This is a genomic window from Pseudomonas sp. LARHCG127 (genome assembly GCF_052871455.1).
Window position 1 is genome coordinate 261,176 of the sequence record NZ_JBIXJT010000008.1, and the last position, 20,657, is coordinate 281,832.

Annotated in this window: 19 protein-coding genes; 9 read left to right on the forward strand and 10 right to left on the reverse strand. The window is 62.0% G+C overall.

The window, feature by feature from the left end; genetic code table 11:
• Positions 1-164: 164 nt before the first annotated feature.
• Complete coding sequence (trxB, locus tag ACIPQ1_RS16035) at positions 165-1,127, reverse strand: thioredoxin-disulfide reductase (RefSeq protein ID WP_207964420.1); 963 nt, start codon at positions 1,125-1,127, stop codon at positions 165-167.
• Positions 1,128-1,438: 311 nt separating this feature from the next.
• Between trxB and cysZ the strand changes: the two genes are divergently transcribed.
• Together cysZ and ACIPQ1_RS16045 are read left to right on the forward strand one after the other, a co-directional pair.
• Positions 1,439-2,194, forward strand: a complete 756-nt coding sequence (gene cysZ / locus ACIPQ1_RS16040; RefSeq protein WP_186729782.1) for a sulfate transporter CysZ — start codon at positions 1,439-1,441, stop codon at positions 2,192-2,194.
• Positions 2,195-2,234: 40 nt separating this feature from the next.
• Positions 2,235-3,434 carry a glycosyltransferase family 4 protein gene (locus ACIPQ1_RS16045; RefSeq protein WP_411385607.1) on the forward strand — a complete coding sequence of 400 codons (1,200 nt, stop codon included), beginning with the start codon at positions 2,235-2,237 and terminating at the stop codon, positions 3,432-3,434.
• 137 nt (positions 3,435-3,571) lie between these two features.
• Here the strand turns inward: ACIPQ1_RS16045 and ACIPQ1_RS16050 are convergent, their stop codons facing one another.
• The 3 genes from ACIPQ1_RS16050 to ACIPQ1_RS16060 form a co-directional block, all read right to left on the reverse strand.
• A complete protein-coding gene (locus ACIPQ1_RS16050; RefSeq protein ID WP_446534427.1) occupies positions 3,572-4,675 on the reverse strand; it encodes an NADH:flavin oxidoreductase in 1,104 nt (367 codons plus the stop codon).
• Positions 4,676-4,934: 259 nt separating this feature from the next.
• Positions 4,935-5,417 carry a glutathione peroxidase gene (locus ACIPQ1_RS16055; protein ID WP_186705041.1) on the reverse strand — a complete coding sequence of 161 codons (483 nt, stop codon included), beginning with the start codon at positions 5,415-5,417 and terminating at the stop codon, positions 4,935-4,937.
• A gap of 113 nt (positions 5,418-5,530) precedes the next feature.
• Complete coding sequence (locus ACIPQ1_RS16060; protein ID WP_018612607.1) at positions 5,531-6,016, reverse strand: FKBP-type peptidyl-prolyl cis-trans isomerase; 486 nt, start codon at positions 6,014-6,016, stop codon at positions 5,531-5,533.
• Here ACIPQ1_RS16060 and ACIPQ1_RS16065 point away from each other — a divergent pair.
• From ACIPQ1_RS16065 to ACIPQ1_RS16075, 3 genes are read left to right on the forward strand one after another with little or no spacing between them, the layout of a single operon-like run.
• On the forward strand, positions 5,985-6,323 hold the full coding sequence (locus ACIPQ1_RS16065; RefSeq protein ID WP_250964045.1) for a DUF3565 domain-containing protein: 339 nt from the start codon (positions 5,985-5,987) through the stop codon (positions 6,321-6,323). The two genes, ACIPQ1_RS16060 and ACIPQ1_RS16065, sit on opposite strands and share 32 nt — an antisense overlap.
• A gap of 54 nt (positions 6,324-6,377) precedes the next feature.
• Positions 6,378-8,477 (forward strand): phosphate acetyltransferase, encoded by a 2,100-nt coding sequence (gene pta / locus ACIPQ1_RS16070; protein ID WP_053125134.1) that lies wholly within the window; start codon positions 6,378-6,380, stop codon positions 8,475-8,477.
• Positions 8,478-9,386 (forward strand): acyltransferase, encoded by a 909-nt coding sequence (locus tag ACIPQ1_RS16075; protein ID WP_446534428.1) that lies wholly within the window; start codon positions 8,478-8,480, stop codon positions 9,384-9,386. It abuts the gene before it with no gap.
• 184 nt (positions 9,387-9,570) lie between these two features.
• Here the strand turns inward: ACIPQ1_RS16075 and cysN are convergent, their stop codons facing one another.
• The 3 genes from cysN to ACIPQ1_RS16090 form a co-directional block, all read right to left on the reverse strand.
• A complete protein-coding gene (gene cysN / locus ACIPQ1_RS16080) occupies positions 9,571-11,469 on the reverse strand; it encodes a sulfate adenylyltransferase subunit CysN (protein WP_411385610.1) in 1,899 nt (632 codons plus the stop codon).
• 9 nt (positions 11,470-11,478) lie between these two features.
• A complete protein-coding gene (gene cysD, locus ACIPQ1_RS16085) occupies positions 11,479-12,396 on the reverse strand; it encodes a sulfate adenylyltransferase subunit CysD (protein ID WP_003178041.1) in 918 nt (305 codons plus the stop codon).
• Positions 12,397-12,663: 267 nt separating this feature from the next.
• Positions 12,664-13,422: a Nif3-like dinuclear metal center hexameric protein gene (locus tag ACIPQ1_RS16090; RefSeq protein ID WP_411385612.1), complete on the reverse strand. Its 759-nt coding sequence runs from the start codon at positions 13,420-13,422 to the stop codon at positions 12,664-12,666.
• Positions 13,423-13,526: 104 nt separating this feature from the next.
• On the opposite strand from ACIPQ1_RS16090, the gene algW reads away from it, so the two are divergent.
• The 3 genes from algW (at position 13,527) to ACIPQ1_RS16105 (ending at position 17,768) form a co-directional block, all read left to right on the forward strand.
• Entirely contained in the window at positions 13,527-14,687 is a 1,161-nt protein-coding gene (algW, locus tag ACIPQ1_RS16095; protein WP_411385613.1) for a Do family serine endopeptidase AlgW, read from the forward strand.
• Between the two features lie 245 nt (positions 14,688-14,932).
• Entirely contained in the window at positions 14,933-17,038 is a 2,106-nt protein-coding gene (locus ACIPQ1_RS16100; RefSeq protein WP_446534429.1) for a TonB-dependent siderophore receptor, read from the forward strand.
• A gap of 10 nt (positions 17,039-17,048) precedes the next feature.
• Complete coding sequence (locus ACIPQ1_RS16105) at positions 17,049-17,768, forward strand: DUF4198 domain-containing protein (RefSeq protein ID WP_250964052.1); 720 nt, start codon at positions 17,049-17,051, stop codon at positions 17,766-17,768.
• Between the two features lie 306 nt (positions 17,769-18,074).
• Here the strand turns inward: ACIPQ1_RS16105 and ACIPQ1_RS16110 are convergent, their stop codons facing one another.
• The 3 genes from ACIPQ1_RS16110 to ACIPQ1_RS16120 are packed head-to-tail and all read right to left on the reverse strand — an operon-like array spanning position 18,075 to position 19,192.
• The gene (locus tag ACIPQ1_RS16110) at positions 18,075-18,698 is read right to left on the reverse strand and encodes an SOS response-associated peptidase (protein ID WP_207964445.1); all 624 of its coding nucleotides are present in this window, start codon (positions 18,696-18,698) and stop codon (positions 18,075-18,077) included.
• A gap of 39 nt (positions 18,699-18,737) precedes the next feature.
• Positions 18,738-18,998 (reverse strand): putative signal transducing protein, encoded by a 261-nt coding sequence (locus ACIPQ1_RS16115; protein ID WP_186705031.1) that lies wholly within the window; start codon positions 18,996-18,998, stop codon positions 18,738-18,740.
• A gap of 11 nt (positions 18,999-19,009) precedes the next feature.
• On the reverse strand, positions 19,010-19,192 hold the full coding sequence (locus tag ACIPQ1_RS16120; protein ID WP_250964054.1) for a CPXCG motif-containing cysteine-rich protein: 183 nt from the start codon (positions 19,190-19,192) through the stop codon (positions 19,010-19,012).
• Between the two features lie 139 nt (positions 19,193-19,331).
• On the opposite strand from ACIPQ1_RS16120, the gene ACIPQ1_RS16125 reads away from it, so the two are divergent.
• The gene (locus tag ACIPQ1_RS16125) at positions 19,332-20,498 is read left to right on the forward strand and encodes a 1-acyl-sn-glycerol-3-phosphate acyltransferase (protein ID WP_060740673.1); all 1,167 of its coding nucleotides are present in this window, start codon (positions 19,332-19,334) and stop codon (positions 20,496-20,498) included.
• Positions 20,499-20,657 lie beyond the last annotated feature (159 nt).

Consider the following 20,657-nt stretch of genomic DNA (forward strand, 5'->3'; position numbering starts at 1 on the left):
GCCGGTGGGGGCGGGGCGCAGGCCCCCGGCGGGTGTTTGTATCACACCCCCCCCCCCCCCCCCCCCCCCCCCCCCCCCCCCCCCCCCCCGCTCCCACAGGGTCCACCGGCAGATATCCAAGCACAAAAAAACCGGCCGAAGCCGGTTTTTTTGTACCCGATGAATCAGAACGATGCGTTCTGCAGGCCATCCAGGTAACGCTCGGTGTCCAGGGCTGCCATGCAACCGGCACCGGCCGAGGTGATCGCCTGGCGGTAGACATGGTCAGCCACGTCGCCGGCCGCGAAGATGCCTTCGACACTGGTGGCGGTGGCATTGCCGTCGCGGCCGCCCTTGACTACCAGGTAGCCGTCCTTGAGTTCCAGTTGGCCTTCGAACAACGAGGTGTTCGGGGTGTGGCCGATGGCGATGAAGACGCCGTCCACTGTGATCTCGTCAAAGCTGCCGTCGTTGTTCTTCAGGCGGGCACCGGTCACGCCCATGTTGTCGCCCAGCACTTCGTCCAGGGTCGCGTTGAGCTTGAGGATGATCTTGCCTTCGGCGACGCGGGCGTTGAGCTTGTCGATCAGGATCTTCTCGGCGCGGAAGGTTTCGCGACGGTGGATCAAGGTGACCGTGCTGGCGATGTTGGCCAGGTACAGGGCTTCCTCGACGGCGGTGTTGCCGCCACCGACCACAGCCACTGGCTTGTTGCGGTAGAAGAAGCCGTCGCAGGTGGCGCAGGCCGAAACACCTTTGCCCATGAACGCTTCTTCCGACGGCAGGCCCAGGTAACGAGCGCTGGCGCCGGTGGCGATGATCAGGGCATCACACGTATAGGTCGCGCTGTCGCCGGTCAGGGTGTACGGCTTGGCGGCGAAATCCACGGCATTGATGTGATCGAAGACGATCTCGGTCTCGAAGCGCTCGGCGTGTTCCTTCATGCGCTCCATCAGGGCCGGGCCGGTCAAGCCGTGGACGTCGCCCGGCCAGTTGTCGACTTCGGTGGTGGTGGTCAATTGACCGCCGGCCTGCATGCCGGTGATCAGCAACGGCTTGAGGTTGGCACGGGCCGCATAGACCGCAGCGCTGTAACCGGCAGGGCCGGAACCAAGGATAATCACTCGCGAATGACGCACTTCAGACATGACCTGCTCCTGTTGACCGGACCTTGCGGGCCGGAACGCCGGGTGAGCGGCGCGAATAAAAAAGGACCGTTGACGCACTTGGGGAAGGCTTGGGTTCGACAGTCCTGGAAAAGAATGGGTGCAGCGTATCGAGGGAGCGAAGATTAAGGAAATACGGTTTAACAATCCAGCTCATAGGTGAGCTCTATCCCCGGCGGTCCTTTTAATAGGCGCCTTCGCCTCAAGAAACGTTGTTACACGCCATGTCGCCGCTTTCCCGGGCGGGGCAAAGCCGGTAAGGTCGGCGCGTTCATCTTCGCTCGGAGCCACCTATGCCCGCCCCCGTCCTGTCCGGCCCGCAATATCTGCGAGAAGGCCTCAAGCTGGTCTTGAGCCCGGGCCTGCGCCTGTTCGTCCTCTTGCCCCTGGCGATCAACCTGGTGCTGTTCGTCGGATTGATCTACCTGGCCGGCCATCAGTTCAGCCTGTGGGTCGATACGCTGATGCCGTCGCTGCCGGAATGGCTGAGTTTCCTCAGCTACGTGCTCTGGCCATTGTTCGTGGTGCTCGTCGTGTTGATGGTATTTTTCACCTTCACCATGCTCGCCAACATCATCGCGGCGCCGTTCAACGGTTTTCTCGCGGAAAAGGTCGAGGTGGTCATCCGTGGCACCGACGATTTTCCGGCCTTCAGCTGGGCCGAGTTGATCGCCATGATCCCCCGGACCCTCAGCCGGGAGGCGCGCAAGCTGGGTTATTTCCTGCCCCGCGCCCTGGGGCTGTTCGTGCTGTCGTTCATCCCCGTGGTCAATCTGGTGGCGGCGCCACTGTGGCTGCTGTTCGGCGTGTGGATGATGGCGATCCAGTACATCGACTACCCGGCGGACAACCACAAGTTGGGCTGGAACGAAATGCTCGCCTGGCTGCGGGAAAAACGCTGGCAGAGCCTGGGCTTTGGCGGCAGCGTCTATCTCGTGCTACTGATCCCGGTGGTGAACATCCTGATGATGCCGGCGGCGGTGGCTGGGGCGACATTATTCTGGGTGCGCGAGCAAGGCGCCGAGACCGCGTTGGCCCGTCAGGGCTGAGCCGGTCACAAATCCATCATCCAGGCGTCACAATGACGAAATGGCCCCGGTCGACACTGGGGTCATGACCACACCCCTGCACATTACCCTGATCACCGAAACCTTCCCGCCGGAAATCAACGGCGTGGCCAACACCTTGGGCCGCCTGTACGACGGCTTGCGCGCCCGCGGGCATCAGGTCGAGCTGATACGACCTCGCCAGGCCGACGACCCGCGCCAGGCCAGTGACGACCAACTGCTGCTGTGCCGGGGCTGGCCGCTACCGGGTTATCCGGGCTTGCAGTGGGGCCAGGCGTCGATGCACAAACTCCTCCGGCGCTGGAAACGCCATCGTCCGGACGTGCTGTACATCGCCACGGAAGGGCCGCTGGGTTTGTCGGCACTGCGGGCGGCGCGTCGCCTGGGCATCTCGGTGGTCAGTGGTTTCCACACCAATTTCCAGCAATACACCCAACAGTACGGCCTCGGGCTGTTGAGTCGCGGGCTCACCCATTACCTGCGCTGGTTTCACAACCGCTCCAGCCTGACCCTGGTGCCCAGTCTCAGCCAACGCCTGGAATTGGAGCGGCGCCATTTCGAGCGGGTGGCGTTGTTGTCCCGGGGCGTGGACAGCCAACTGTTCCATCCAATCAAGCGCTCGGCGAGCCTGCGCGAAGCGTGGGGCCTGGGTGACGATGACATCGCCGTGATCCATGTCGGACGCCTGGCACCGGAGAAAAACCTCGGGCTGCTCAAGCGCAGCTTCGACACGCTGTGCAGCGCTTTCCCGGGGCGCCGGATGAAACTGGTGGTAGTCGGCGACGGCCCGCAGCGGTCCGCATTGGAGCAGGCATTGCCCGAGGCGATCTTTTGCGGTTCGCAACGCGGCGAGGCGCTGGCCAGCCACTATGCGTCCGGGGATGTGTTTGTCTTTCCGAGCCTGACCGAAACCTTCGGCAATGTGGTGCTGGAGGCGCTGGCGTCCGGGCTCGGGGTGGTGGCCTACGACCAGGCCGCCGCGGCGCAACATATTCGCCATGGCTACAACGGCGTGCTGGCGATGCCGGGGGATGAAGAGGCGTTCTGCGATGCTGCCCGTTGGCTGCTGGAAGAGCGCGAGACCTTACGTTGCGTGCGACTCAATGCGCGCCAGCATGCCAGTCGCCAAGGCTGGGCGTCGGTGATCGAGCAATTTGAAGCGCAGTTGCGAGGGGTTTGCGTGGGTGAGCAGGTGATGCCTGCTGCGCCGACTGTGCGCTGATTGTTTGGTGATGCTGAGGCCGCCATCGCGAGCAAGCTCGCTCCCACAGGGGTTCTCGGCTAAACACAAAATTTGTGCGCGCTGAAGATCAAATGTGGGAGCGAGCTTGCTCGCGATGGCGTCGGATCAGGCGCCGCTTAGACCAGGGTCATCAACGCCTCGCGACTGAACGGCAAGATCTCTTGCTCCCGCCCTTCACGGACTTTTTGCGCCCAGTCCGGATCCACCAGCAGCGCACGCCCCACCGCCACCAGATCGAACTCATCGTTGTTCAAGCGCTCCAGCAGCTTTTCCAGGCTGGCCGGTTGCGCGACTTTGTCGGTGTTGACCATGAACTGCAGGAACTCGCCATCCAGGCCGACGCTGCCGACGGTGATGGTGGGCTTGCCGGTGAGCTTGCGGGTCCAGCCGGCCAGGTTCAGCTCGGAGCCTTCGAATTCCGGCTCCCAGAAACGTCGCGTCGAACAGTGGAAAATATCCACGCCCGCTTCGGACAACGGTTTGAGGAATTCGCCCAAGGCTTCAGGCGTCTGCACCAGGCGCGCGGCGTAATCCTGCTGTTTCCATTGGGAGAAGCGGAAAATGATCGGGAAGCCCTCGCCCACCGCCGCACGCACGGCACGGATCAATTCGATCGCAAAGCGCGAACGGTTGGCCAGGCTGCCGCCGTAGCCGTCGGTGCGCTGGTTGCTGCCTTCCCAGAAGAACTGGTCCACCAGGTAACCGTGGGCACCGTGGATCTCCACTCCGTCCATGCCGATGCCCTGGGCGTCTTTTGCCGCTTGGGCGAAGGCCGCGATGACATCGTCGATGTCCGCCTGGGTCATGCCGTGGACCACCACCTGGCCGTCCTTGAGCTTTTCGGTCGGACCGTAACCCGGCACGCTGGCGTCCGGCTCGGTGCCGATGCGTCGCACGCTGCCCACGTGCCACAACTGTGGAACGATCTTGCCGCCTTCGGCATGCACCGCATCGACCACCTGCTTCCAGCCGGCCAACGCTACATCGCCGTAGAAATGCGGCACGTTCGGGTAGCCGTTGGAGGCCTTGTGCCCGACCGTCGTGCCCTCGGTGATGATCAGGCCGACCCCGGCCGCCGCGCGACGACGGTAGTACTCGATCACCTTGGCGTTCGGCACGCCGCCCGGCGAAAAGGAACGGGTCATCGGCGCCATCACCACCCGGGTCGGCAACTCGAACGCGCCGAGGTGGAAGGGTTTGAACAGGGCTTTTACAGGCATGGGGCACTCCACGGAACGAAGTCACAGGTCGGATATGACGACGATAATATGGAGCACGAGGGGCGCTGGACAGCACTATTGATTTGAATGATCAAGGATCAAAAGGGAGCGGTGAGTACCACAGCCTCAAGCACGCTCCCTGTGGCGAGGGTGCTTGCTCCCGCTCGGTTGCGCAGCAACCGCAAAAAGCCAGGGCCGCTTCGCAGCCCAGCGGGAGCAAGCTCCCTCGCCACAAAGGGACCGCCATACATTATTGGGATCAAGCCAGCGCTTTTTCGATCGCCTGGATCACGGAAGGATCATCCGGCGCCGTGCGCGGTGAGAAACGCGCCAGCACCCTGCCGTCCTTGCCGAGCAGGAATTTTTCGAAGTTCCAGGTGATGTCCCCGGGGAACTCGGCCCCCTCGCCCGCCAGCAGGCGGTACAACTGATGACGATCATGACCATTCACGTCCAGCTTGCTGGACAGCGGGAACGTCACGCCATAGTTGAGGCTGCAGAACTCCTGGATTTCCTGCTCGGTCCCCGGCTCTTGCCCGGCGAACTGATTGCAGGGCAGGCCCAGCACGCTGAAACCCTTGTCCTTGTATTGCTGATAGAGATTTTCCAGCGCCGCGTACTGAGGCGTAAGGCCACATTTGGAGGCGACGTTGACCACCAGCACGACTTGCCCCTTGAAAGGCGCCAGAGGAAGCTCCTGACCATCCAGGGCTTTCAGTTTAAGGTCGTGGAAAGCACTCATGACGAACTCCAGGTTTGCGGATCTTTTCGAAACAGCCATGGGTGATGCTAACAGCAGCGACTAAAAAGGCGCCATAGGGCGCCTCTCCAGTCAACTTGAGCGTAGCGCAGAAATCAATGGTGATGGCCGCCTTCACCATGGACGTGACCATGGGCGATTTCTTCCTGGCTGGCGTCACGGATGTCAACGATCTTGACTTGGAAGTTCAAGCGCTGACCGGCCAACGGGTGGTTGCCGTCAACGGTGACGTCGTCGCCTTCCAGGTCGCGAATGGTGACGATCTGCATCTGGCCATCGGGCGCCGAGGCGTGGAACTGCATGCCCACTTCCAGCTCATCCACGCCTTCGAACATGCTGCGGCTCAAGGTGCTGACCAGTTCAGCGGAATATTCGCCATAGGCGTCTTCCGGCTCAACGGCGACTTTCAGCTCGTCACCGACGGCTTTGCCTTCCAGGGCCTTCTCCAGGCCTGGAATGATATTACCCGCGCCTTGCAGGTAGACCAGCGGAGCGCCGCCGGCAGAGCTGTCGATGACCTCACCAGCGTCGTTGGTCAGGGTATAGTCGATGGAGACAGCCTTATTGGCGGCGATCAGCATGGGGCGAGACCTTTTGCATAAGAATGAAGAACGGACAAGTCTAAACAAGGATTTGCCCGAAAGCGAACGGAACCCGGACAAACGGGCTAGCTCGAACAGACCGACGGTCACCGGTTTCCATCAGGACGAGGACGGACACTGGGTGGCCGAGCTGTCCTGTGGCCACACCCAGCACCTGCGTCACCAACCGCCGTGGCAGTCTCGGGCCTGGGTGCTGGACCCTGCGCAACGTATTGGAAAAATAGGCCAGCCCTTTGATTGCGGCTGGTGCGCTCAAGGCCCGGTTAGCGATAACCTTGGCGACTGAATCGTGGGTAGACGGCCAGTCATAGGTCGCGCCATTCCCCCTTAGAGAATTCGCATGCAAACTTTTTTTATCGCGCCCACCGATTTTGGGGTGGGTCTGACCTCCATCAGCCTCGGGCTGGTGCGTACCCTTGAACGGGCCGGGCTGAAAGTCGGCTTTTTCAAACCTATTGCCCAGCCGCATCCCGGCGACACCGGGCCAGAGCGCTCCACCGAGCTGGTGGCCCGCACCCATGGTCTCAAGCCGCCGCAACCCCTGGGCCTGGCCCATGTGGAGCGCATGCTCGGCGATGGCCAGCTCGATGAACTGCTGGAAGAAATCATCACCCTTTACCAGCAAGCGGCCATCGGCAAGGACGTGCTGGTCGTCGAGGGCATGGTCCCGACCCGCAACGCCAGCTACGCCGCCCGGGTCAACCTGCACCTGGCCAAGAGCCTCGACGCCGAGGTCATCCTGGTGTCGGCACCGGAAAACGAAGTGCTGACCGAGCTTTCCGGGCGGGTGGAGTTGCAAGCGCAGTTGTTCGGCGGGCCGAAGGACCCGAAAGTCCTCGGGGTGATCCTGAACAAGGTCCGCACCGACGAAAGCATGGAAGCGTTTTCCGCACGGCTCAAGGAGCACTCGCCCCTGTTGCGCAGCGGCGATTTCCGCCTGCTCGGTTGCCTGCCGTTTCGCCCCGAACTCAATGCCCCGCGCACCCGCGACGTGGCCGACCTGATGGGCGCACAGGTGCTCAATGCCGGCGACTACGAAACCCGGCGCATGAGCAACATCATCATTTGCGCCCGCACCATGCGCAACACAGTGGAACTGCTCAAGCCCGGCGTGCTGGTAGTGACGCCTGGCGATCGCGACGACATCATCCTTGCCGTGAGCCTGGCGGCAATCAACGGCGTGCCACTGGCCGGCCTGTTGCTGACCAGCGACACGCTGCCCGACCCACGCATCATGGACCTGTGCCGCGGCGCCTTGCAGGCAGGGTTGCCGGTGCTGTCGGTGAGCACCGGCTCCTATGACACCGCCAACCTGCTCAACGGCCTGAACAAGGAAATCCCCATCGATGACCGCGAACGTGCGGAGATCATCACCGATTTTGTCGCCAGCCACCTGGACGCCAAATGGTTGCACCAGCGCTGCGGCACGCCACGGGAAATGCGCCTGTCGCCAGCGGTGTTCCGCTATCAGTTGATCCAGCGCGCCCAGGCCGCCAACAAACGCATCGTCCTGCCCGAAGGCAGCGAACCGCTGACCGTCCAGGCCGCCGCCATCTGCCAGGCCCGGGGCATTGCCCGTTGCGTGTTGCTGGCCAAGCCGGCCGACGTCGAGGCGGTGGCCCGCGCCCAAGGCATCGAACTGCCGCCAGGGCTGGAGATCCTCGATCCGGACTCGATCCGCGAGCGCTACGTCGAGCCGATGGTGCGATTGCGCAAGAGCAAGAGCCTGAACGCGCCGATGGCCGAGCAGCAACTGGAAGACACCGTGGTTATAGGCACCATGATGCTGGCCCTGGATGAAGTGGACGGACTGGTCTCCGGGGTCATCCACTCCACCGCCAACACCATCCGCCCAGCCTTGCAACTGATCAAGACCGCGCCAGGCTGCTCGCTGGTGTCCTCGGTGTTTTTCATGTTGTTTCCCGAAGAAGTGCTGGTCTACGGCGACTGCGTGATGAACCCGCACCCCAGCGCTGCGGAGCTGGCGGAAATCGCCCTGCAAAGCGCCGACTCGGCCGCCGCGTTCGGCATCACCCCACGGGTGGCGATGCTCAGTTATTCCAGCGGCGAGTCGGCCAGTGGCGAAGAAGTGGAAAAAGTCCGCGAAGCCACCCTGCTGGCCCACGAAGCCCAGCACGGCTTGCTGATCGACGGCCCGCTGCAATACGACGCCGCCGCCAACGAAACCGTGGCCCGGCAACTGGCGCCCAACAGCCAAGTGGCCGGCCGGGCGACGGTGTTCATCTTCCCGGACCTCAACACCGGCAACACCACCCACAAGGCCGTGCAGCGCAGCGCCGATTGCGTCAGCCTCGGGCCGATGCTGCAAGGCTTGCGCAAACCGGTGAATGACTTGCCCCGTGGCGCCCAGGTCGACGACATCGTGTACACCATCGCCCTGACTGCGATCCAAGCCGCCAACCGACCTTTGGATATTTAAATGCTGGACTTCCTGCCTGCCCCCTTGCGCGGCGTCATTGCTTCGCTGCTGTTGGCCCTGAACACCATCGCCTGCTGCACACCTCTGTTCATCGTGGCGATCTTCAAGCTGGTGCTGCCCTTCCCCGCCGCCCAGCGCTTCACCGACTGGCTGATGAGCCACATCCATGAAGCCTGGATCAGCAACAACAAGGCCTGGATGAACCTGGTGCGGCGTACCCGCTGGCACCTCAGCGGCTTGGAGGGCCTGGATTACCAGCACTCGTACCTGATCACCAGCAACCACCAGAGCTGGGTCGACATCATGGTGTTGCAGTACGTGTTGAACCGGCGCATCCGGCCGTTGAAGTTTTTCCTCAAGCAAGAGCTGATTTGGGTGCCGGTGATCGGCCTGGCCTGGTGGGCCCTGGGTTTCCCGTTCATGAAGCGCTACTCCAAGGCTTACCTGGAAAAGCATCCGGAGAAGAAAGGCAAGGACCTGGAAACCACCCGCAAAACCTGCGCGAAGTTTCGCGACAACCCCGTGGGCATCTTCAACTTCGTCGAAGGCACGCGTTTTACCGAAGGCAAGCACGCCCAGCAGCAGTCACCGTTTCGCTACCTGCTCAAGCCCAAGGCCGGTGGCATCGCGTTCGTGCTCGATGCCATGGGCGAACAATTGGAGTCGATCATCAACGTGACCATCCATTACCCGGGCGGACGTCCTGGGTATTGGGATTTGCTCTGCGGCAACGTTGGCGAGGTGGTGGTGCATTGCCAGGCGCTGACGATCCCGCCGCAGTTCATTGGTAAAAGCTACGACCAGGACGGTGCCTATCGCCTGGAGTTCCAGGGCTGGATCAATCAGTTGTGGCAGGACAAGGATGCGTTGCTTGCGCAGATGCATCGGGAGTATCCCGCCAAGTCTTGAGGTGGCTGCACCGGCCTCATCGCGAGCAAGCTCGCTCCCACAGGTATTTGCCTCAGCGCTGACCATTGTGGGAGCGAGCTTGCTCGCGATGGCGCCCCTCCAGACAACAAAAAAGCCCGCCGATGATCACTCATCGGCGGGCTTTTACTTGCCGCTTGAAGCTAGAAGCTTGCAGCTGTTTCCCTTAGATCGCCCCACGCTTGCGCAACAGATCCAGCACCTGCTTGACGCTTTCTTCCAGGGTCAGCGCCTGGGTGTCGATCACCAGGTCGGCATCCAGCGGCACGTCATACGGGAAGGACTCGCCCGGGATGTTGTCGCCGGCCGCGGCATAGAGCCCTTGCGGATCACGCTGGGCACACACCGTTGGCGAGGCCTGGACGTAGACCGTCAGCAGACGCTCACGGCCGATCAGGTCCTTGGCCTGCTCGCGCCCTTCGGCACTCGGCGCAACGAACGCGGCCAAGGTCAGCAGCCCCGCTTCGTTGAACTGACGAGCGACATGCGCCGCACGGCGCCAGTTCTCGGTCCGCCCGGCACGATCCTGCGGCAAGCCCTTGTTCAGGTCATGACGCAGGTTCTGGCCATCGAGGACAAAGACCGCACGGCCCGAGTCGAACAACTTGCGCTCGACCGCATAGGCCAGCGTGCTCTTGCCAGCGCCCGACAGGCCACTGAACAAGATTGTCGCCGGCTGCTGGCCGAAACGCTGGGTGCGTTCTTCCACCGACACATGGGCCAGTTTGCCGTGGTGCGTGCTGCTGCCGTGGGTCAGCGGCTGGGCGACGATCATGCCGGCGCCGACCGTACCGTTGGTCAGGCGATCGATGACGATGAACGCGCCAGTGGTGCGGTTGCTCTCGTAACCGTCCAGGGCGATCGGCGCATCCAGGGCGATCCTCACCTTGCCGATTTCGTTGAGCTGCAACGCGCTGGCCGGACCTTCTTCCAAGGTGTTCACATCGACCTTGTTGACGATGCTGGCAATCGAGCCCGGCACGTAGCTGGTGGCACGCTTGATGTCATATTTCTTGCCCGGCAGCATCGGCTCTTCGGCCATCCACACCAGCATCGCTTCGAAGCTGTCGGTGACCGGCGGCACGTTGTCGGCATGCACCAGCAGGTCGCCACGGGAGATGTCGATCTCGTCTTCCATGGTCAGCGTCACTGCCTGGCCTGGACCGGCGTGTTCCAGCTCGCCTTCGAAGGTGACGATGGATTTCACGCGGCTGCTCTTGCCTGACGGCAGCACCACCACTTCGTCGCCCTTGTGCACGATGCCGCTGGCGAGGGTGCCGGCGAAACCGCGGAAGTTGAGGTTCGGACGGTTGACGTACTGCACCGGGAAACGCAGGTCGGTGAAGTTGCGGTCGCCCGCCACTTCCACGGTCTCGAGGATTTCCATCAGCGACTGGCCGGTGTACCACGGCGAACGCTCGGACTTGTTCACCACGTTGTCGCCCTTGAGGGCGGACATCGGCACGAAGTGCATGCTGGTGGGCTTCATCTTCAAGCCTTCGGCGAACTTCAGGTAGTCGGCCTTGATTGACTCGAACACGCCCTGGTCGAAGTTCTTGAGGTCCATCTTGTTGATGGCCACGACGATGTGCTTGATGCCCAGCAACGAGGCGATGAAGCTGTGGCGACGGGTCTGGGTCTGCACGCCGTAGCGGGCGTCCACCAGGATGATCGCCAGGTCACAGGTGGAAGCACCGGTGGCCATGTTGCGGGTGTACTGCTCATGGCCTGGGGTATCGGCGATGATGAATTTGCGCTTGGCGGTGGAGAAATAGCGGTACGCGACATCGATGGTGATGCCTTGTTCGCGCTCGGCCTGAAGGCCATCGACCAGCAACGCCAGGTCGATGTCGTCACCGGTGGTGCCGACTTTCTTCGAATCGCGGGTGATAGCTTCCAGGTGATCTTCGTAGATCATCTTGGAGTCGTGCAGCAGGCGCCCGATCAGGGTGCTCTTGCCGTCGTCGACGTTACCGCAGGTCAAGAAGCGCAGCAGCTCTTTACGCTCGTGCTGGCCCAGGTAGGCGAGGATGTCCTCGCTGATCAAATCAGATTGATGCGACATGACAGCCCCTTAGAAATAACCTTGACGTTTTTTATCTTCCATCGAGCCTGCGCCATCGTGGTCGATGACCCGGCCCTGGCGCTCGGAAGTTCGCGTCAGGAGCATTTCCTGGATGATGTCCGTCAGGCTTTCGGCCTCGGACTCCACCGCGCCCGTCAACGGGTAGCAGCCAAGGGTACGGAAACGCACTTTCTTCTTGACGATACGGGCCTTGTCTTCGTCGGACAGGTGCTCGAGGATGCGCTCGTCGTCGATCATGATCAGCGTGCCGTTCTTCTCGATCACTTCACGCTCGGCGGCGAAGTACAGCGGCACGATCGGGATGCCTTCGAGGTAGATGTACTGCCAGATGTCCAGCTCGGTCCAGTTCGACAGCGGGAAGACGCGGATCGACTCGCCCTTGTTGACCTTGCCGTTGTAGACGTTCCACAGCTCCGGGCGCTGGTTCTTCGGGTCCCAGCGGTGCTTGCTGTCACGGAACGAGTACACGCGCTCCTTGGCGCGGGATTTCTCTTCATCGCGACGGGCACCGCCGAACGCAGCATCGAAACCATACTTGTCCAAGGCCTGCTTGAGGCCTTCGGTCTTCATGATGTCGGTGTGCTTGGCACTGCCGTGGGTGAACGGGTTGATGCCCTGCGCCACGCCGTCCGGGTTCACATGAGTGATCAGGTCCAGGCCCAATTCCTCGACCATGCGGTCGCGGAACTTGTACATTTCCTGGAATTTCCAGCGGGTGTCGACGTGCATCACCGGAAACGGCAGCTTGCCGGGGAAGAACGCCTTGCGTGCCAGGTGCAGCATCACGGCGGAGTCTTTACCGATGGAGTACAGCATCACCGGGTTATCGAACTCGGCGGCCACCTCGCGGATGATGTGGATGCTTTCCGCCTCCAGCTGTTTCAGATGCGTCAGTTTGTCGACCATGGCTACTCACGAAAACTTTCTTATGAACGGCCAGCGGGCCGTGTTCGAGCGGGGAATCCTAGCACAGCGACCTCTTCTAATCAGGGCGCCAACTAGATCGAAACAGCATATGGATATGCCCAGTGGTTCGGGCCCCGCACCGGTCTTTTTGTGGGAGCGAGCTTGCTCGCGATAGCGGTGTGTCAGCCACATTAATGTCGACTGATCCGCCGCCATCGCGAGCAAGCACGCTCCCCACGGGGTTAGTTACCAAAGGGTTATAAAAAGTCAGATCGGATTCGGGCAATCGATGAAGATGTGTTCCAGGGCAAAGCGTCGCGCCAGGTAGTCACCCAGCGCCTGGACGCCGTAGCGCTCAGTGGCATGATGCCCGGCGGCAATGAAGCTGATGCCGTTCTCCCGGGCGCTGTGGAAGGTCTGCTCCGAGGCCTCGCCGCTGAGGTAAAGGTCGACACCTGCCAGCACCGCCTGATCGATATACCCCTGGCCGCCACCGGTGCACCAGCCGACCCGGCGGATCATCTGCTCGCCTTCGATCAGCAAGGGCTCGCGGCCCAAGGCTTCCTGGACCTTGCGCGCGAAATCCCGGGCCGTCATCGGTTCGGACAGAGAGCCGACCAGGCCGACGATCTTGGGATTATCCGGATCCAGCGGCCCCTCGACGGTGATGTCCAACTGGCGGGCCAACTGCACGTTATTGCCCACTTCGGGGTGCAGGTCCAGGGGCAAGTGGTAAGCCAGCAGGCTGATGTCATGCTTGAGCAACGTCTTGAGACGACGCTGTTTCATACCGGTGATACAAGGGTTCTCGCCCTTCCAGAAATAACCGTGATGCACCAGCACCAGGTCGGCCCCGGCCTCGACAGCCGCATCGAGCAAGGCCTGGCTGGCGGTGACGCCGCTGACGATGCGCATCACCTGGGGCACGCCTTCGACCTGCAGGCCGTTGGGGCAATAATCGGCAATCCGGCTGCTGGCCAGGTAACGGTCCGCTTCTTCTACCAGGGTGTTCAGGGCGACGGCCATGAAAAGACTCCTAAATATCCCGTTCAGAGGCGCGCGCGGCCTCGTATAATGCGCGACATTATGGGCGGTCTCATACCGCCTGCAACCTTTGTAGGACGTGCTTAATGCTCAAGGCGCTGCGTTTTTCCGGCTGGCCGCTATTGGCCGGTGTGCTTGTCGCTCTACTGATTATCCAGCGCTACCCGGAGTGGGTTGGCCTGCCGAGCCTCGACGTCAACCTGCAGCAGGCGCCGCAAACCAAAGCGGTGATGCAGGGGCCGGTGTCCTATGCCGACGCCGTGACCACCGCCGCGCCGGCCGTGGTGAACCTGTACACCACCAAGGTCATCAACAAACCCAGCCATCCGCTGTTCGAAGATCCGCAATTCCGGCGCTTTTTCGGCGACAACTCGCCCAAGCAGAAGCGCATGGAGTCGAGCCTGGGGTCGGGCGTGATCATGAGTCCGGAAGGCTACATCCTGACCAACAACCACGTCACCAGCGGTGCCGACCAGATCGTGGTGGCCCTCAAGGACGGCCGTGAAACCCTGGCCCGGGTGATCGGCAGCGACCCGGAAACCGACCTGGCGGTACTGAAGATCGATCTCAAGAACCTGCCGGCCATCACCATCGGCCGCTCCGACAGCATCCGCATCGGCGACGTGACCCTTGCCATCGGCAACCCGTTCGGCGTTGGCCAGACCGTGACGATGGGCATCATCAGCGCCACCGGGCGCAATCAGTTGGGCCTGAACAACTACGAGGATTTCATCCAGACCGACGCCGCGATCAATCCCGGCAATTCCGGTGGCGCGCTGGTGGATGCCAACGGCAACCTCACCGGGATCAACACGGCGATCTTCTCCAAGTCCGGCGGCAGCCAGGGCATCGGTTTCGCCATTCCGGTGAAACTGGCGATGGAGGTGATGAAATCCATCATCGAACACGGCCAGGTAATCCGCGGTTGGCTGGGGATTGAAGTCCAGCCGCTGACCCAGGAACTGGCGGAATCCTTCGGCTTGTCCGGGCGGCCCGGCATCGTGGTGGCGGGGATCTTCCGCGACGGTCCGGCGCAGAAGGCCGGCCTGCAACTGGGCGATGTGATCCTGAGCATCGATGGCGAACCGGCCGGCGATGGCCGCCGCTCGATGAACCAGGTGGCGCGGATCAAGCCCACCGACAAGGTGACGATCCAGGTCATGCGCAACGGCAAGGAGCTCAAGCTCACCGCCGAAATCGGCCTGCGCCCACCGCCGGCGCCGGTGGCGGTCAAGGAAGAACAATAACCGCGCAGCACCGTGGCGAGGGAGCTTGCTCCCGCTGGGCTGCGAAGCAGACCCAACAGGATTGAATGCAATCGGTCTGGTGTTTTTGAGGTGGCAGGTTTAGGGCTGCTGCGCAGCCCAGCGGGAGCAAGCTCCCTCGCCACAAAAACGGCGTTCGGCTCCACGTTTTCAGAGAAAGATAAATAGCATAAATTCTCATTAGTAGTGTTATATTGTTTCAATCTCAAGGTTTGGAACAACATAACATGTCATCCCTGAAACGGATTTCCATCGCCAGCCTCACCCTGGGCCTGCTCGGCGATCCGACCTACGCCGAAGAAATCCAGCCGCTGGAGCTGGACGCCATCACCGTAACGTCCGACTACGAATCCGCCACCGGGCCTGTCACGGGCTATCGCGCCACCCGCTCCGCCAGTGCAACCAAGACCGACACGGCCCTGCGTGACATCCCGCAATCGATCAGCGTGATTCCCGCCAGCGTGCTCAAGGACCTGGGCAGCACCAACGTCGAACGGGCATTGGAATATGCCGGCGGCGTGTCGAAGCAGAACAACTTCGGTGGCCTGACGCTTTACGAATACAGCGTGCGCGGTTTCACCACCTCGGAGTTCTACAAGGACGGTTTCAGCGCCAACCGCGGTTATCCAAGCACCCCGGACGCCGCGAACATCGAACGCATCGAAGTACTCAAGGGCCCGGCGGCCAGCCTGTATGGCCGAGGCGACCCTGGCGGCACGGTGAACATCGCCACCAAGAAACCGCAACCGGAAGCCTTCACCACGCTGCAAACCAGCGCCGGAAGCTGGGATCGCTACCGAACCGCGCTGGACGTCAACACGCCACTGGACGCCGAAGGCAACGTGCTGTCACGGGTCAATCTGGCGGTCGAGGACAACAATAGCTTTCGCGACCATGTCGGCAGCAAACGTGTTTTCGTTGCGCCTTCCATCAGTTGGCAACTGAGCCCCGATACGCGGTTGCTGGTGGAAAGCGAAATCGTGCGCCACAGCTCGACGTTCGACCGCGGCATCGTCGCTCCGAACAATCGCTGGAGCGGGGTTTCCCGCTCGACTTTCCTGGGCGAGCCCAACGACGGCGACATCGACAACCACAACAACATGCTCCAGGCCGCCCTCGAGCATCAGCTCAACGACGCCTGGCAACTGCGCCTGGCCAGCCACTACAAGCAGGGTGAGCTCTGGGGTTTCGCTTCCGAAGCGCAGCCGTTGAACGCCGATGGCCGCACGGTGAACCGCCGCTACCGCGAACGCGACAACAACTGGCACGACAGCATCACTCAGTTTGAATTGCGTGGCCTGTTCGACCTCGGACCCTGGCAGCATGAACTGCTGATCGGCAGCGAATACGAGGACTATCGCAAGAACGAGCGCGTGACCAGGATCCTCGGTGGCAGCTACCCCATCGACATCTATCAGCCGGTCTACGGCCAGCCGAAACCCAATGGTGATCGGATCGGCACGGATTTCTTCGAGCGAGTGCAAAGCCGCGCGCTGAACCTGCAAGACCAGATCGTCTTCACCGACAAGCTGCGGGGCATGCTTGGCGTGCGCTACGAGCATTTCGAGCAGAGCATCGAAGACCACAACACCAATCTCACCAGCCGCCAACGCCACGACGCCCTGACCCAGCGGGCCGGCCTGCTGTATCAATTGACGCCCGAGGTCGGCCTGTTCGCCAACGCCTCCACCTCGTTCAAGCCCAACAACGGCCTGGATGCCGGCGGCAAGACTTTCGATCCCGAGGAAGGGGTCGGCTATGAAGTTGGGATCAAGAGCGAGTTGTTCGACGATCGCCTGAGCACCACCCTGGCGGCGTTCCGTATAGAAAAGGAAAACGTTCTGGCTCAGACCGCAGGGACTGATTTCTACAGTGCCATTGGCAAGGCCCGCAGCCAGGGTATCGACTTGCAACTGACCGGGCAGGTGACCGACGCCGTGCGGGTGATCGGCGCCTATGCCTACATCGACGCCGAAGTGACCAAGGGTGACCCGGGAAATCCCACCGGCAGCCGGATCCTCGGCGTCGCCAAACACAGCGGCAGCCTACTGGGGGTCTACGAATTCCAGGATGGGCACCTGCGCGGCTCGGATGTTGGCGCGGCGTTTACGTACGTCGGTGATCGCTCGGGCGAAGCCGGCAAGGATTTCGAACTGCCGGCCTACCACACCGTGGACCTGCTGGCCCATTACAAGGCCAGCGATGACGTCACCGTGGGCCTGAACCTGAATAACGTCTTCGACGAAAAATACTACGAACGCTCCTACAGCAATTACTGGGTCACTCCCGGCGATCCGCGCAACTTCACTGTCAGCCTCACCCTCGATCTATAAGGAAGTCAGCATGAAATACCCCAAGACCTTCGCCCTGCTTGGCCTGCTCCTGGCCGCGCAGGCCTCGGCCCATGGCCTGTGGACCGAACAGCGTCGCGGCAACATCGAAGTGATCTACGGCCACGGTGCCGAAGACAATGCCTTCAAGGCGCAGAAAATCAGCGGTGCCTGGGCCTATGACCTGGGCGGCAAGATGATTCCGGTCACCGTAGAACGCCTGCCGGACCACGCCCGCCTGCAACCGCTCAAGCCGCCAGCCGTATTGGCGGTGGCGCTGGACAACGGCATGTGGTCCCAGACGGCGGACAAGAAGTGGATCAACGAAGGCCGCAGCAAAGTGCCCGGGGCGGTCGAAGCGACCCAGACGTTCAAGTACAGCCTGGCGATCTATGAGCCTGGGGCGAAACTGCCAGCGCTGGAACCGATCAAGTTCGTGATCCTGCCGGAAGTCGACCCGCTGACCGTAGGCCCAGGCCAGCCATTGCCGGTCCGGGTGCTGCTGGACGGCAAACCGGCGGCCGGGGTGAAACTGGTGGGCGACTACCGCAGCGCGCCGAACACCGTCTCGACGGAAACCGACGCAGAGGGCCGGGCCAAGGTACTGGTGCGCAACGAAGGCCTGAATGTGATCGCGGCGCACATGGAAATCAAGCTCAAGGACAACAAGGACGTGGACACCCGTGGCGTGTTCACCTCGCTGACGTTCCTGGGTGAGCCGCATCACGAGTAACCTCAGAACCTATGGGAGCAAGGTTGACTGACACGATGCCATCGCGAGCAAGCTCGCTCCCACAGGGGATTGGCGGGGACCACACTTTTGTGAACACCCGCAGCCTAGTGTGGGAGCGAGCTTGCTCGCGAAAGCGGTGGGTCAGTTTGCATGAATGTTGGATGTCACGCCCCTTTCGCGAGCAAGCCCGCTCCCACAAGGGATGGTGGGTGTACGAGAAATTTGAATACACCTGTAATCCACTGTGGGAGCGAGCCTGCTCCGGGCGGCGATCCGACTATGGGGCCAATACAAGCGCCGCAAAACTCAAGCCGGCGTCAAGCACTCCGGCCCATTGAGCTTCGGATCATTGACCATGTTGGCCAACACCCGCTCGCGCAGTGGCGCCGGCTCGCTGGCCAACAGCCCTTGCAAGGCATGCAGCGGGGTCTCGGGGTCGAGCCACAGGCGCTGGCCTTCTTCGTCCAGGATCAACGGCCGGCGTTGACCCGCCGCCGGTTGGGTGATTACCGCCGTGCTCAACCACACCTGTTCCTGCACCGGATACGCTTCCCAGATCGCGGCAAAAAACAACGACGAGCCCTCTCCCGGCGTCAGCCAGTACGGACGCTTGCGCGTGCCCCCGCGCCACTCGTAGAAGCCGTTGGCCGGCAGCAGGCAGCGGCGCAGGCGCAAGGCCTCGCGGAACATCGGTTGCTCGGCCACGGTTTCGGCCCGGGCATGGGCCGGGGTGCGGGACAGGTCGGTCAGCCACGGCGGCGTCAGGCCCCAGCGCGCCCGGGCCAGCTCGCGCTGCCCCTCGGCGCCGGCCCGCAGCATCAGCACCGAATCGTTGGGCGAAATATTCCATTGGGCCTTCTGATCGGCGGGAAAACCGGGCAGGGCCGCGAAGGCGGGGTTCCAGCGAAACAGGGCATAACGTCCACACATGGGGCAACACGACTCTTGATCGAACGAACGACCGCCAGCCTAACAGACCAGCGTGCCGGGATAACTGTCCGGTTCGTCACCCGGCAGCGGCAGCGCCGCATTGTACGCGGCGATCAACTCCCGGGCGTATTGCGCCTGGTCGTCTTCCACCGCCAGCCCGAGCAATCCATGCATCGGCAACTCCCCCACGCCGCCGACCAGGTCACGCCCCACCAGGTGCGCGGTGACGCCTTCGCTGGCGAGCATGCCTTGCAGCAACTCACCTTCCATCAAGTTGTCCAGCTCGTAGATTCGCTGCATGGGCGCCCCCTTCACTCGTTTTCGCTGAAGACTTCGAGATGCCACTCTTCTTCATGGACTTGCAGTACAAAGGTGATCGGCCGACAACACACCTGACAGTCCTCGATGTAGGTCTGGTCACCGCCGGACAGGTCCACGGTTGTCTCTATTTCCTCCCCACAATAGGGACAATCATAACTAGCCTCTTCCAGCATCGCGGTCTCCCAAGTGACTTGTGCGTATAATCGCCGGTCTATTTGCAGGGCTATTTTCGTCTGGCTTATCTTCCAGGCCGTGCCCCGTCGTTTTTTCGATCGAACCTTTACTTACCCTAGCCGTTTCCAACAAGAGAGCATGATGGGCGAATTCGATGCCATCCGACCTTACGACGACAGCGAAGTCCCAGCGGTGCTGGCACGGCTGCTCGGCGACAAGGCGTTTCTAGATATCCTCACCCACTTCCGCTTCCCACGCCTGGCCGGCGCCTTCGGCTGGATGCTCAAACCCCTTATAGCGCAAAGATTGCGCCGTGAGTTCGCCGGTGTGACCTCGGTCGCTACGTTGCAGGACAAGGTGGAGTTCTACGTCGACCACACCATCGAGCGCGCCACCGATGGCGTGACCTACACCGGGGTGGAGCAATTCAAGTCCGGCAGTGCCTACCTATTCATCGCCAACCACCGCGATATCGTGATGGACCCGGCCTTCGTCAATTACGCCGTGTACCACGCCGGCCTGCCGACGCCGCGCATCGCCATTGGCGACAACCTGCTGCAAAAGCCCTTTGTCAGCGACCTGATGCGCCTGAACAAGAGTTTCATCGTGCACCGCTCCATCACCGGGCGGCGGGAAAAAATGGCGGCGTACCAGTTGCTGTCGGCGTATATCAACCATTCGATCCGCAACGACTGCGCCTCGATCTGGATCGCCCAAGCCGAAGGGCGGGCCAAGGACGGTGACGACCGGACCGAATCGGCGATCCTCAAGATGTTCCACATGAGCCGCAAGGACGAGCCGTTCGGTGAGGTGATCCAGTCACTGAACCTCACGCCGGTATCGATCAGCTACGAATACGACCCGTGCGACCAGGCCAAGGCCCGCGAGTTGTACATCCGCGCCACCACCGGCACCTACACCAAGGCCCCGGGCGAAGACGACGTGAGCATCGCCAAGGGCATCACCGGCTACAAGGGCCGGGTCCATGTGAACTTCGCGGCGCCCATCACCGAGCTGTTCGAGGACACCAAGCAATTGGCCCTGGAAATGGACCGGCAGATTCTCGGCGGCTATCGGCTGTTCCCGGTGCATTACCTGGCCTACGCCCAATGGGCCGACGCCGACCCGCAGTTGCAGGTGCCGACGGCGGCCGAGGTGTTTGGTGCTGATGAGTTGGCCAAGGCCCAGGAAGAATGGCAACGCCGACTGGACGCATGCCCGCCGGAACACCGACCGTTCCTGGTGCTGCAATATGCGACGCCGGTGCGTAACCAGTATCGGGTCAAGGCCGGGTTGGCGCTTTAAAGCCGGGCTTGCGAGGGCCTGGTTTGGCCTCTGTGGCGAGGGAGCTTGCTCCCGCTCGATTGCGCAGCAATCGCAAAACGGGCTTGCAGTGATTTGAGTTGACCTTCGACGGGGGCTGCTTCGCAGCCCAGCGGGAGCAAGCTCCCTCGCCACAAAAGC

What these genes read in the sequence shown, in the direction of transcription:
- trxB (WP_207964420.1), bottom strand. Translation starts at nt 1,127, where the DNA reads ATGTCTGAAGTGCGTCATTCGCGAGTGATTATCCTTGGTTCCGGCCCT.
- cysZ (WP_186729782.1), top strand. Translation starts at nt 1,439, where the DNA reads ATGCCCGCCCCCGTCCTGTCCGGCCCGCAATATCTGCGAGAAGGCCTC.
- ACIPQ1_RS16045 (WP_411385607.1), top strand. Translation starts at nt 2,235, where the DNA reads ATGGCCCCGGTCGACACTGGGGTCATGACCACACCCCTGCACATTACC.
- ACIPQ1_RS16050 (WP_446534427.1), bottom strand. Translation starts at nt 4,675, where the DNA reads ATGCCTGTAAAAGCCCTGTTCAAACCCTTCCACCTCGGCGCGTTCGAG.
- ACIPQ1_RS16055 (WP_186705041.1), bottom strand. Translation starts at nt 5,417, where the DNA reads ATGAGTGCTTTCCACGACCTTAAACTGAAAGCCCTGGATGGTCAGGAG.
- ACIPQ1_RS16065 (WP_250964045.1), top strand. Translation starts at nt 5,985, where the DNA reads ATGGAGACAGCCTTATTGGCGGCGATCAGCATGGGGCGAGACCTTTTG.
- ACIPQ1_RS16060 (WP_018612607.1), bottom strand. Translation starts at nt 6,016, where the DNA reads ATGCTGATCGCCGCCAATAAGGCTGTCTCCATCGACTATACCCTGACC.
- pta (WP_053125134.1), top strand. Translation starts at nt 6,378, where the DNA reads ATGCAAACTTTTTTTATCGCGCCCACCGATTTTGGGGTGGGTCTGACC.
- ACIPQ1_RS16075 (WP_446534428.1), top strand. Translation starts at nt 8,478, where the DNA reads ATGCTGGACTTCCTGCCTGCCCCCTTGCGCGGCGTCATTGCTTCGCTG.
- cysN (WP_411385610.1), bottom strand. Translation starts at nt 11,469, where the DNA reads ATGTCGCATCAATCTGATTTGATCAGCGAGGACATCCTCGCCTACCTG.
- cysD (WP_003178041.1), bottom strand. Translation starts at nt 12,396, where the DNA reads ATGGTCGACAAACTGACGCATCTGAAACAGCTGGAGGCGGAAAGCATC.
- ACIPQ1_RS16090 (WP_411385612.1), bottom strand. Translation starts at nt 13,422, where the DNA reads ATGGCCGTCGCCCTGAACACCCTGGTAGAAGAAGCGGACCGTTACCTG.
- algW (WP_411385613.1), top strand. Translation starts at nt 13,527, where the DNA reads ATGCTCAAGGCGCTGCGTTTTTCCGGCTGGCCGCTATTGGCCGGTGTG.
- ACIPQ1_RS16100 (WP_446534429.1), top strand. Translation starts at nt 14,933, where the DNA reads ATGTCATCCCTGAAACGGATTTCCATCGCCAGCCTCACCCTGGGCCTG.
- ACIPQ1_RS16105 (WP_250964052.1), top strand. Translation starts at nt 17,049, where the DNA reads ATGAAATACCCCAAGACCTTCGCCCTGCTTGGCCTGCTCCTGGCCGCG.
- ACIPQ1_RS16110 (WP_207964445.1), bottom strand. Translation starts at nt 18,698, where the DNA reads ATGTGTGGACGTTATGCCCTGTTTCGCTGGAACCCCGCCTTCGCGGCC.
- ACIPQ1_RS16115 (WP_186705031.1), bottom strand. Translation starts at nt 18,998, where the DNA reads ATGCAGCGAATCTACGAGCTGGACAACTTGATGGAAGGTGAGTTGCTG.
- ACIPQ1_RS16120 (WP_250964054.1), bottom strand. Translation starts at nt 19,192, where the DNA reads ATGCTGGAAGAGGCTAGTTATGATTGTCCCTATTGTGGGGAGGAAATA.
- ACIPQ1_RS16125 (WP_060740673.1), top strand. Translation starts at nt 19,332, where the DNA reads ATGATGGGCGAATTCGATGCCATCCGACCTTACGACGACAGCGAAGTC.